General features: G+C 69.3%; 13 protein-coding genes. 10 read left to right on the top strand and 3 right to left on the bottom strand.

The genetic code is table 11. The features are described from left to right. Positions 1-132, bottom strand: a 132-nt coding sequence (locus ACNPM4_RS07710; protein ID WP_448985303.1) for a DUF2510 domain-containing protein, incomplete at its 3' end; no start/stop codon positions are given. 237 nt (positions 133-369) lie between these two features. On the opposite strand from ACNPM4_RS07710, the gene ACNPM4_RS07705 reads away from it, so the two are divergent. Next, a complete protein-coding gene (locus ACNPM4_RS07705; RefSeq protein WP_448985302.1) occupies positions 370-885 on the top strand; it encodes a hypothetical protein in 516 nt (171 codons plus the stop codon). Positions 886-940: 55 nt separating this feature from the next. Here the strand turns inward: ACNPM4_RS07705 and ACNPM4_RS07700 are convergent, their stop codons facing one another. Beyond that, the gene (locus ACNPM4_RS07700) at positions 941-2,185 is read right to left on the bottom strand and encodes an MFS transporter (protein WP_448985301.1); all 1,245 of its coding nucleotides are present in this window, start codon (positions 2,183-2,185) and stop codon (positions 941-943) included. An 82-nt stretch (positions 2,186-2,267) separates the two neighbouring features. Between ACNPM4_RS07700 and ACNPM4_RS07695 the strand changes: the two genes are divergently transcribed. Then, positions 2,268-2,573, top strand: coding sequence for an ArsR/SmtB family transcription factor (locus ACNPM4_RS07695; protein ID WP_448985300.1), 306 nt, complete (start codon positions 2,268-2,270; stop codon positions 2,571-2,573). Positions 2,574-2,710: 137 nt separating this feature from the next. Then, complete coding sequence (locus ACNPM4_RS07690) at positions 2,711-3,109, top strand: hypothetical protein (RefSeq protein WP_448985299.1); 399 nt, start codon at positions 2,711-2,713, stop codon at positions 3,107-3,109. Positions 3,110-3,156: 47 nt separating this feature from the next. Here the strand turns inward: ACNPM4_RS07690 and ACNPM4_RS07685 are convergent, their stop codons facing one another. Beyond that, positions 3,157-3,651, bottom strand: coding sequence for a MarR family winged helix-turn-helix transcriptional regulator (locus ACNPM4_RS07685; RefSeq protein ID WP_448985298.1), 495 nt, complete (start codon positions 3,649-3,651; stop codon positions 3,157-3,159). Positions 3,652-3,741: 90 nt separating this feature from the next. On the opposite strand from ACNPM4_RS07685, the gene ACNPM4_RS07680 reads away from it, so the two are divergent. The 7 genes from ACNPM4_RS07680 (at position 3,742) to panB (ending at position 10,266) form a co-directional block, all read left to right on the top strand. Continuing rightward, entirely contained in the window at positions 3,742-4,671 is a 930-nt protein-coding gene (locus ACNPM4_RS07680; protein ID WP_448985297.1) for an NADP-dependent oxidoreductase, read from the top strand. Between the two features lie 143 nt (positions 4,672-4,814). Next, positions 4,815-5,381 (top strand): TetR/AcrR family transcriptional regulator, encoded by a 567-nt coding sequence (locus ACNPM4_RS07675; protein WP_448985296.1) that lies wholly within the window; start codon positions 4,815-4,817, stop codon positions 5,379-5,381. A 112-nt stretch (positions 5,382-5,493) separates the two neighbouring features. Next, on the top strand, positions 5,494-6,912 hold the full coding sequence (locus ACNPM4_RS07670) for an MFS transporter (protein WP_448985295.1): 1,419 nt from the start codon (positions 5,494-5,496) through the stop codon (positions 6,910-6,912). Between the two features lie 222 nt (positions 6,913-7,134). Beyond that, positions 7,135-8,016, top strand: coding sequence for a DUF2520 domain-containing protein (locus ACNPM4_RS07665; protein ID WP_448985294.1), 882 nt, complete (start codon positions 7,135-7,137; stop codon positions 8,014-8,016). Further along, the gene (gene panC, locus ACNPM4_RS07660; protein WP_448985293.1) at positions 8,013-9,008 is read left to right on the top strand and encodes a pantoate--beta-alanine ligase; all 996 of its coding nucleotides are present in this window, start codon (positions 8,013-8,015) and stop codon (positions 9,006-9,008) included. The genes ACNPM4_RS07665 and panC overlap by 4 nt, the downstream gene beginning before the upstream one ends. After that, complete coding sequence (panD, locus tag ACNPM4_RS07655; protein WP_448985292.1) at positions 9,008-9,400, top strand: aspartate 1-decarboxylase; 393 nt, start codon at positions 9,008-9,010, stop codon at positions 9,398-9,400. The genes panC and panD overlap by 1 nt, the downstream gene beginning before the upstream one ends. After that, positions 9,397-10,266: a 3-methyl-2-oxobutanoate hydroxymethyltransferase gene (gene panB, locus ACNPM4_RS07650; RefSeq protein WP_448985291.1), complete on the top strand. Its 870-nt coding sequence runs from the start codon at positions 9,397-9,399 to the stop codon at positions 10,264-10,266. The genes panD and panB overlap by 4 nt, the downstream gene beginning before the upstream one ends. The last annotated feature ends 243 nt before the right edge of the window (positions 10,267-10,509 follow it).

The raw sequence follows: 10,509 nt of genomic DNA, 5'->3' as shown, positions 1-10,509 counted from the left end.
AGTCGCCGCGACGGCCGCTGCGGGCGCCTGCCCCAGAGGGGCGGTGTGGCTCGTCCACTGCACTCCGTCCCACCAACGCTGCTGTGCAGGTTGATGAGGGTCGGGGTACCAACCTTGGGGTGCTTCAGGCATCGTTGCCGGCTTTCTCTTCGGACTCTCTCGCCGAACCCTACCGATATTCCGGAGGCTGCGCGCACCGAGTTTGCGTCTCTTCATGGATGTATCAGAAGCGTCGCTCAAAGCTCCTGTAGTACAGGCGCCGGAGGCGTTTCGGCGCCATGAATGCTGCGGATGCTGCGGCTCCTCCGCCCTTCCTTCCCGCGGACTCCTCCGACATGATGAAGGGGACCGACCTCGAAGGAGTCCTCCGTGTCACTCACACCGCCCCCGGCGCCGCAGGCCGACACCGCCGTCACCGGGCTCCCCTTCGCCGCGGTGATCGCGGGCATCCGTCGAACGCTCATCTGGACGATCGTCGCGGGACTCGTGTACGCCACCTTCATGACCGGCAGCAAGGGCCTCTGCCCGGGCGGCGTCGACGCCAACGGCGGCTTCATCGACGCCGACGGCCGGTCGGTCGACCAGGCTCCGCTCTGCGTCACGCTGACGATCCGCCCCAGTGTGTTCGTCTACGCAGGCATCGCGCTGATCGTCCTGATCGCGATCGGCCGCGTCGCCAAGGCATCCGACGAGCGTGCGGCCCTGCGCACGCTGGAACGTGCGATCCAAGGAGCCGGCCTGCTCGTCGCCATCGCCCTTGTCGTGTCGCACGTGTGGTTCCAGCTGACCCCGCTCGAGCACTTCTCCTCCGGCTCGTGGTCTTACTTCAGTCCGTTCCCGCTCGGGGTCATCGACGTCTCGACCGACCCGATGACGGGGTCCTGACGCCCGGATCGCAGGTGCCGCGGCAGCCGATCAACCCGGGTTGATCGCCTGACACCTACCGCCCGGCCCGCACACGCAGCCCGAACGCGACCCCCGCCAGCGCGATCACCACGATCCCGTACCCGACGCACACGGCCTCGAGCCCGACCACCCCGACCAGCGCTCCGGCGATCACCGCCGGCACCCCGAACGCCAGGTAAGCCAGCAGGTAGATCACGGCGAAGGTGTCGGCGCGCTGCGTCGCCGGGATCCGCGGGGCGAGTGAGGCGACCACTCCGGAGAACGCGGTCCCGAATCCCATTCCGGTGACCGCCGCGGCGACGAGGTAGAACGGCAGCGACCCGACGCCCAACGCGATCAGCGACAGCAGAGTCCCGACCGCGAGCGCCGACGTGCCGAACAGCACCATCGACCGCGCCGCGATCTTCCGCAGCACGAACGCCGTCACGGCGCCGACCCCGGCGAGCAGAACGACCCCGAGCCCCTGCCACACGTGCGCCTCGCCACCGAGCTCGCCGCGCACGATGTTCGCGCCCAGCGACAGGAACAGTCCACCCGTCGCCCATCCGGCGATCACGGCCGGAGCCCCGCGCCAGAAGTCGGCGCGGATCGCGGGCGGGATCGACAGCCGGAAGCTCAGCGACGCCCACACCCCCGGCTTGCGCGGAGCCGTCTCGGGCACCAGGAAGAACAGCGCCGCGAGCAGAATGTACGCCGAACTCAGCGGCGCGAACACGTCGAGCAGCGCCTCGCCGCTGACGTCGAGCACCACAGCCGACACGAGGGCCCCGAGCGCGAGTCCGATCCCCGGGCTCAGCGCGTTCCACAGCGCGGCGACCCCCGCGCGCCCACCCGGCGCGAAGTCGAGCACCGTCGCCGACAGCGCCGAGATCAGCAGGCCGCTCGCGACACCCTGCAGGATGCGCGCGAGGAATAGCATCGCGACGGAATCCGCGTGCCAGAACAGGAACATGCTCCCCGCCAGCAGCAGGAACCCGGCGATCACGACCGGACGACGGCCGACGTGGTCCGAGAGCGACCCGGCGGTGAGGAGGGTCAGCAGCAGCGCCACCGCGTAGACCGCGAACACGGCGCTGATCACGATCGCCTCGAACCCGATGCTCTGCGCGAGCACGGGGTAGAACGGCGACGGCGCACTCGCCCCGACCATCATCAGGATCTGCGCCACGATCGCGAGCACGAACCCGAACCGTGCGCGGGGAACGACGGTGCTCCCGCCGAGTCCGTGGGCCCGTCGAAGGGGCGCCGACGGGCGGACGATCGGCTCGGTGCTGGTCATGGCGACTCCTCGTATGGTTCGAGAATCATCGAACTATCGGAGCGTACTCGCCATCCGTCGATTGTTCAACTATTCTCGAACCATGCCTGGCGATCTTCCGCACCCGGAGCGCTCCGAGATCCAACTCACCGACGTGCTCTTCGCGCTCAGCGACCCCGAGCGCCTCGCCATCACGCGCCAGCTCGCCGACGGTCCCCTCGACATGGCCGCCTGCCACTCCACCGACCCGAACCTCCCGAAGTCGACCAAGTCGCACTTCATGAAGGTGCTGCGCGAAGCCGGCGTCATCCGCAACGATCCCAACGGCCGCCGACGGATGCTGACCCTGCGCCGCGACGACCTCGACGCGCTCTTCCCCGGGCTGCTGGACTCCGTGCTGCGCAGCTGAGCGGCGCGCTCCGGGGCCTCAGTGCCGCACGCGATCAGCCCTTCCTCCGACATCGGCGCCGACTTCGGTCCACCTCTGGCAGCGCAAGGTAGAGCGTTAGTACGTTGGTGTCCGGGGATGAACAGACCAGGAGGGGCATGATGCGTATCAAGGAACCGGCCGCCAAGCTCGGTTATGTCGTCGCCGTCGCCATCGGGCTCACGCTCACGACCGTTCCGCTCGCGGCCGTCAACCTCGACCTCGGGTTCGCGTGGGGAGTCCTGGCCCTCGTGGCAGCTGTCGTCGTGGCAGCTCGAACCTTCCGCGGCGCAGGAGAATCCGACGCTCCTCGACCCTGGTGGAAGATGACGAGCACTCGAGGAAGCGGAATCCTCCTCGGCGCGCTGTTCTTCATTCAGGGTGTCACCACATCCGTCGGCGTCTTCACCTTGTCGAACCCGCCACTCGCCCTCGTCGGTGCTGTCGTGGCGCTGACGCTGTCGGCCTTCTCCCTGAACTCTGCGATCAGGACTCGGCCGGTCCCGGCATCGGCCTAGCGAGCGGCGGGGTGCAGGATTCGGTGCGGAGAAGGTTCGGTGTCGGCTCAGCTCTTCTTCCGGCTCCCCGCTGACCGCGGCGGATTCGCCCGCAGATGCGCGCTCACCTGTGTGAGCACGCGCTCGAGGCCCTCGACATCGTCGGCCGTGAGCGAGTCGAACAGCAGGTCCTTGACCGTCGCGATATGACCCGGGAAGACCGTCGCGAGCACGCCGCGCCCGTCGTCGGTGATCGTGACGATCGTGCTCCGCTCGTCTTCCGGTGAGGGAGCGCGCGTGACCAGACCGCGCTGCTCGAGCAGCTGCACCTGATAGGTCAGTCCGCTCCGGCTGTAGACCACGCCGTCGGCGAGGTCGGTCATGCGCTGACTCCCGCCCGGAGCGTCGCCGAGCCGCGCGAGCAGCTGGAACTGCACATAGCTGAGCTGCCCGGCATCCTTCAATTGCTTCTCGACGGAGTGCCGCAGCAGGCTGCTCACCTCGGTGAACGCGAAGTATGCCGAGAGCTCTTTCGGCGAGAGCTGGGGAGGAGAGGGGCTCATCCGTCCAGTATACGTGTTGCTTCGAATTCGAAGCAGTGCTACGGTCGCTTTATTGCTTCGAATTCGAAGCATCCGATGAGAGGAAACATCATGAAGGCAGTACGGTTCCACCAAGTGGGCGGCCCCGAAGTCCTGCAGTACGGCGAGATCGAGCAGCCGAATCCCGGCGCCGGTCAGGTGCGGCTGCGCGTCGCCGCGTCGGCATTCAGTGCGGCGGACAACGGCATGCGGGCGGGCTTCCTGCCGATCCCGCTGACGCTGCCGCACATTCCCGGCTACGACGTCTCCGGAACGGTGGATGCCGTCGGCGAGGGTGTCACGGGCTTCGCGATCGGCGACCCCGTGATCGGCTTCCTGCCGATGGGCGAAGACGGCGGCGCGGCGGAGTACGCGCTCGCGCCGGCGGATGCCCTGGTGTCGGCCCCGACGAGTGTTCCGCTCGCCGACGCCGCCGCATTCCCTTCGGTCGCGCTCACCGCACGGCAGGCACTCTTCGACGACGGCGACCTGCAGGCGGACCAGCGGGTGCTCATCGTCGGCGCCGGGGGAGTCGTCGGGAAGTACGCGATCGCCCTGGCCGCCCGAGCGGGAGCGCACGTCATCGCGACCGCGAGCCCGCGGAGCGCGGACGCGGTGCGAGCCGCCGGTGCGCACGAGATCATCGACCACACCGTCACGCCGGTGCTCGACGCGGTCTCCGAGCCGGTCGACATGCTCCTCAATCTCGCCCCGATCGAGCCGGAGGAGTTCACCGCCATGGTCGCGCTGGTTCGAGACGGAGGCGTCGTCGTGAGCACGACCGCCTGGATGCCGGCGCCCGACGACGCCGACCGCAACGTGCACTCGGTCGTCGTGTTCGTCCGCAGCGACGCGGCGCGGCTGGCGGAGCTCGTCGGGCTCGTCGACGCGGGTGAGTTGCATCTCGAGGTCACGCGCCGCATCCCGTTGTCCGAGCTGCCGGCCCTGCACGGCGAGGCGGCTGCTGGACCGATCGCCGGCAAGGTCATCGTCGTGCCGTGAGCAGCGCGTGCGAATGCGCACGGATGCCGGATCGGGCAGCTCTCCCGGTCCGGCATCCTCATTCGGTGGCGGCGTCTCGCCGGCGCGCTGAGCTTCCTCATCCCCCTTGCGACTCTCGGAAGAGTGAGTGTACAGTCACTCATATGCCCGTGACCCGCAGTTCGATCCTCTCCACGGCCGATGGCCGCCGGCCTGTCGTGGCCGCGGCGGCGCTGGCGGCGTTCGCGCGCAGCGGCTATCACGGCACGACCGTCGCCGACGTGGCCCGCGAGGCCAAGATCTCCCCCGCCTACGTCTTCAAGCTGTACTCCGGCAAGGAGGCGTTGTTCGTCGTGGCGCTCGAGGCCTGCTTCGACGCGATCGTCTCCGCTCTCGAAGAGGGAGCGGATGCTGCCGCCGACACCTCGCCCGAAGGCGTGCTCGACGCGATGGGCGACGCCTACGCGCACCTCATCTCCGACCGGAAGCTGCTGATGCTGCAGGTGCACGCGCAGTCGGTCGCCGAGATCCCCGCGATCGGGGAGGCGCTGCGCGCAGGGCTCGAACGGGTCACGACGTTCGCGAAGACCCGCTCGCGGGCGAGCGACGACGACGTGCAGCGCTTCATCGCCTACGGGCAGCTCTGCCACCTGATCGTCACGACGCAGCTCGACGGACGCCCAGGGGACTGGGTCGCCCTGTTGACCAAGGGGATCACGCACCCCGATTGATCCACCCCCACGGGGCGTCAGCCCTTCTTCACGCACGCAAGAGTGAGTGAGTAATCACTCATCTGACCGACCTCGAAACATCACGGACAAGAAACCAGAACAGGAGCACGTCATGACCACCGTCACCTCCCTCCCGACGCTCGCCACACCGCGCAGCACGCGCCGCTGGCTCGCCCTCAGCGTCCTCGCGCTCGCACAGTTCCTCGTGGTGCTCGACGCCTCGATCGTGAACATCGCCCTCCCCGTCCTCGGCCGGCAGCTCGGCATGGACACCGCCGCCCTCGCCTGGGTCATCACCGCCTACGTGCTCGCGTTCGGCGGCCTGCTCCTCCTCGGCGGACGCCTCGCCGACCGCTACGGACACCGCCGGGTGTTCCTGATCGGAACGGCCGGATTCGTGGCGGCATCCGCCCTCGCCGGGCTCTCGGTGTCGAGCGAGATGCTCCTCGCCGCCCGCGCCCTGCAGGGCGTCTCGGCTGCGCTCCTCGCCCCCGCCGCACTCGCGCTGCTCACCCAGCTGTTCCCGGACGACGCCGAGCGCACCAAGGCGCTGGGAGTGTGGGGAGCGGTCGCCGGCATCGGGTCGGCCGCGGGCGTGCTGCTCGGTGGAGTGCTCACGGCGACCCTCGGCTGGCAGTCGGTGTTCTTCGTCAACGTGCCGGTCGGCGCGCTCGTGCTCATCGCCATCCCGCTGCTCATCACCCGTGACGGCATCCGAACTCCCGGACGCCTGGATGCCGCCGGCGCCGTGACCGTCACCGCCGCACTGGTCGCGCTCGTCGGTGCCCTCAGCGCAGTCGAGCAGGTCGGTTTCGTGCACCCGCTCCCGCTGGGCCTGCTCGCCCTCGCGCTGATCCTCGGCGTCGCCTTCGTGGCGATCGAGCGCCGCGCTGCCGAGCCCCTCGTCCCGCTCCGCGTGTTCCACAACCGCAACCTCGCCCTCGGCAACATCGTCATGCTGCTCGGCGGCGCCACCATGGTCGCGCTCTTCTTCGCCCTCTCGGTGTACATGCAGGCCGTGCTCGGCTACGACGCCCTCACTGCAGGCCTCACGCAGCTGCCCCTCGCCGGTGTGCTCGTGATCGTCGCCGGTGGCGTGCCCGCCGTGATCGCCCGCGTCGGCACGCGGCCGGTGCTGATCGGGGCGCTGCTCATCCTGGCCGCGGGGCTCCTCTGGCTCGCTGCCTCCCCGGCGGATGCCGCGTTCCTCACACACCTGCTCGCCCCGACCATCCTGATCGGGGTCGGACTCGGCGGCGCTGTCGTGGCGACCACCCAGCTCGCGGTCGACGGCGTCGAAGGTGCAGAGGCCGGACTCGCCGGCGGGCTCGTCAACACCAGCCAGCAGATCGGCGGCGCGCTCGGACTGGCGGTGCTCGGCACGGTCGCCGGCCTGCGCACGGCAGCGCTGTCGGCAGAGGGGGCGTCGTCTGCCGAGGCGCTCACCGGCGGATTCTCCTGGCTGTTCCTCGGAGCGGCGGGGCTGGCCGTGCTCGGCGCGGGGATCGTCGCGGTCTGGCGTCGCGACTGAGGTCCCTGATGTGCGGGTCCGTGGAGTGCGTCGTGCTGCGCTCTGCGGGCCCGTCCGTTTTGGAGTGAGAGCGATATGCCATCTCTTGACTGCTGATTATCATGTTAATGACAATTAATTGACGGCAAAGGATTGTCGTTCTGCTCTCAGATTTGGAGCGGATGCCGCGATGGGCGGATACTTCTCGCATCCGGACCGCCCCCACTCGGCCGGGGAATCGACATGCAGACCTCCTCTTCACTCCCGCCAGGAACGACCATCGCCATCGTCGGCGCCGGTCGGCTCGGACGCGTGCTCACGCGCTCCCTGCGCACGGTTGGGTTCGACGTCCTCGGCCCCCTTCGCCGCGATCAGTCGATGCCGAACGTCGACATCGCGCTGCTGTGTGTCCCGGACTCCGCCATCCCGGCTGTCGCGTTCGTCGCTCGACCGCATGTGCGGCTCGTCGGACACGTCTCGGGCGCCACGTTGCTCGACGACGTCGACTTCAGCCTCCACCCGCTGCAGACCTTCACGGGTGGGGAGACTCCCGACGTGTTCCACGGCATCGGCGCCGCGGTCGCCGGGCGCACCGACGACGCCCGCGCCGTGGCCGAGCAGCTGGCCCGGGCCCTCGGTGCCCGACCGTTCACCGTCGACGACCGCGCGGGCTATCACGCGGCGGCATCCTTCGCCTCGAACTTCGTGCTGACGGTGGTCGATGCGGCCGAGCAGCTGGCTGCGGCCGCGGGCATCCCCTCGGATGACGTTCGCCAACTCCTCGCCCCGCTCGTCCGGCAGACGGTCGAGAACTGGACGGATGCCGGCGCGCAGGAAGCCCTCACCGGACCGATCGCCCGCGGCGACGGGGAGACGGTCGCCCGGCAGAGGTCGGCCGCCGGAGAGCTCGACCTTCAGGAACTGTTCGACGCCCTCGCCGCCGCGACTCAGGCGATCGCCTCTCGCGCCGACGACCCGGTACGGATGTCGGGAGGAAGTACGGATGCAGGGAGAAACGCGGCTGTTTCACCCGACATCCGTTCTTTCTCCCGACAAATGACCGGTGAGCCGACCGGTGAGCCGGCCAGCGAAACGACCGCCGCCCCGAAGGAGCCTTCCGCATGAGAATCCTCCGCACGATCCCCGAGGTGCGTGCGGCCGTCCGTGAGGCTCGGCTCGCGAACGGCACGGTCGGGCTCGTCCCCACGATGGGTGCGTTCCACGACGGACACCTCTCTCTCATGCGGGCCGCGCGCGCGGCATCCGATCTCGTCGTCGTCTCGCTCTTCGTCAACCCGACCCAGTTCGGCGCGAACGAAGACCTCAGCTCCTACCCGCGCGATGAGGCCCGCGACGCCGCGCTCGCCGAGGCCGAGGGCGTCGACATCCTCTTCGCCCCCGCGGCATCCGAGATCTACCCCGACGAGTTCGCGACGAACATCCACGTCGCCGGCCTCACCGATGTGCTCGACGGCGCGAGCCGCGGCGCGCACCACTTCGACGGCGTCGCCACGGTCGTCACGAAGCTGTTCGGGATCGTCCGGCCGGATGCTGCCTATTTCGGACAGAAGGATGCGCAGCAGGTGCTCGTCGTCCGCCGCGTCGTGCGCGACCTCGACCTCGAGGTGCGGATCGTCGCCTGCCCGATCGTGCGAGAGGCCGACGGACTCGCCATGAGCTCGCGCAACGTCTACCTCGACGATGCCGCACGGGTGCAGGCGACCGCGTTGAACCGGGCGCTGGATGCGGCGGCCGAGGTGTTCGCGGCGGGGGAGCGCGAGGGTGCGGGCATCCTGTCGGCGGCACGGCGCGTGCTCGAAGACGCCCGGATCTCTGTGGAGTACCTGGAGCTCCGCGATGCCGAGACGCTGAAGCCGGTCGTCCGCGTCGAGCGGGACGCGCTGCTCGCGGTCGCCGCACGCGTCGGCGCCGCCCGGCTGATCGACAACCATGTGCTGTCCGTTACCGACGTCGCTGATCGGGGTGCCGCTGAACCGGACGTCGCTGAACCGGACGTCGCCGGACCGGACGTCGCTGAACCGGATGCCGCTGAACCGGATGCCGCCCTCCCGGATGCCGCCGACCCGCAGACCACCGACCCGAAGGGCGACGCCTGATGCGACGCACGATGCTGAAGTCGAAGATCCACCGCGCGACCATCACCGCCAGCGATCTGCACTATGTGGGCTCGATCACGATCGATCCCATCCTGCTCGAAGCCGCCGACATCCTGCCCCACGAGCAGGTGCACGTCGTCGACGTCGACAACGGCGCGCGCTTCGAGACGTACGCGCTGGTGGGGGAGCGCGGATCCGGCGTCATCCAGGTCAACGGCGCCGCGGCCCGCCTCGTGCACACCGGCGAAACCATCATCGTCATCTCCTATGCCGACTATTCGCGCGAAGACCTCGCGAGCTACGAACCGGTCGTCGTGCACGTCGACCGGGACAACGCGACCATCCAGGTCGACGACGCCGTCGACCTCCTGCTGACGGAGGCCCGCGCATGAGTGCCCACGCCGCCCCGCGCAAACGTGTCACGCTCGCCGCTCTCGCCGCGAAGAAGGATGCCGGCGAGCCGATCGTCATGGTCACCGCCTACGACCACCCGAGTGCGCAGATCGTCGAGGCTGCCGGTGTCGACATCGTGCTTGTGGGCGACTCGGCCGCGATGACCGTGCTCGGCTATGACAGCACCGTGCCGGTCACGGTCGACGAGATGCTGATGCTGACGAAGGCGGTGCGCCGCGGGCTGACCATGCCGTTGCTGGTCGGCGACCTGCCGTTCGGGTCGTACGAGGCCTCGGACGAGCTGGCCATCGCGACTGCGCAGCGCTTCGTCAAGGAAGCCGGCTGCGACCTGGTGAAGATCGAGCGCGGTGGCACGACCGTCGACCGCGCGCGGGCGCTCGTGCAGGCCGGCATCCCCGTGGTCGGGCACGTCGGGCTCACCCCGCAGACGGCCACGGCGCTCGGCGGCTACCGCGCACAGGGCCGCACCGCCGAGGCGGCGCTCGCCGTGATCGACGACGCCCTCGCGCTGCAGGCCGCCGGCTGCTCGATGCTCGTGGTCGAGGCGGTTCCGTCCGAGGTCACCGCCGCCCTGGTTCCGCTGCTCGACATCCCCGTGATCGGCATCGGAGCCGGAGCGGATGCCGACGGGCAGGTGCTCGTGTTCCACGACCTGCTCGGGCTGTACGACGGCGGCGCGGCCAAGTTCGTCAAGCGGTACGCGGAGTTGCGGACGGCTGCGATCGGCGGCGTGGAGGCGTATGCGGCGGAGGTGCGCGGGGGTGTGTACCCAGCGGTCGAGCACGGGTATGCGATGCCGGCGGGGGAAGCGGCGCGGCTCGAGGAGTTGCTCGCGGGGCGCTGACGAGACTCGTGGATAAGTACGTATCTGGGGTGCTTGTGGAGGAGTGGTTCCGGGGGGCGCAGTGGCGTATTTCTGCGGAATTCTGGGATGTGATGCGGAGATAGCTTCGAAGGTAGCGTGTTACCGGGTTAGGATGGAGCATGTCCACTTTGACCGGGTTGCACGAGGCGATGAGTCGCCTCGATGAGGCGTGGTCGGGTGCCGGCGAGGCGGGGATCTGTCCCGGGCGCAGCTGGTCGCGGT

Source organism: Microbacterium umsixpiens (assembly GCF_053543675.1).
Note: the sequence above shows the minus strand (reverse complement) of the source record. Positions and strands in the feature narration are given on the sequence as shown.

Coding starts and splice junctions, on each gene's coding strand:
- panB (WP_448985291.1), top strand. CDS start 9,397: ATGAGTGCCCACGCCGCCCCGCGCAAACGTGTCACGCTCGCCGCTCTC.
- ACNPM4_RS07675 (WP_448985296.1), top strand. CDS start 4,815: ATGCCCGTGACCCGCAGTTCGATCCTCTCCACGGCCGATGGCCGCCGG.
- ACNPM4_RS07685 (WP_448985298.1), bottom strand. CDS start 3,651: ATGAGCCCCTCTCCTCCCCAGCTCTCGCCGAAAGAGCTCTCGGCATAC.
- panD (WP_448985292.1), top strand. CDS start 9,008: ATGCGACGCACGATGCTGAAGTCGAAGATCCACCGCGCGACCATCACC.
- ACNPM4_RS07690 (WP_448985299.1), top strand. CDS start 2,711: ATGATGCGTATCAAGGAACCGGCCGCCAAGCTCGGTTATGTCGTCGCC.
- ACNPM4_RS07670 (WP_448985295.1), top strand. CDS start 5,494: ATGACCACCGTCACCTCCCTCCCGACGCTCGCCACACCGCGCAGCACG.
- ACNPM4_RS07680 (WP_448985297.1), top strand. CDS start 3,742: ATGAAGGCAGTACGGTTCCACCAAGTGGGCGGCCCCGAAGTCCTGCAG.
- ACNPM4_RS07665 (WP_448985294.1), top strand. CDS start 7,135: ATGCAGACCTCCTCTTCACTCCCGCCAGGAACGACCATCGCCATCGTC.
- panC (WP_448985293.1), top strand. CDS start 8,013: ATGAGAATCCTCCGCACGATCCCCGAGGTGCGTGCGGCCGTCCGTGAG.
- ACNPM4_RS07695 (WP_448985300.1), top strand. CDS start 2,268: ATGCCTGGCGATCTTCCGCACCCGGAGCGCTCCGAGATCCAACTCACC.
- ACNPM4_RS07700 (WP_448985301.1), bottom strand. CDS start 2,185: ATGACCAGCACCGAGCCGATCGTCCGCCCGTCGGCGCCCCTTCGACGG.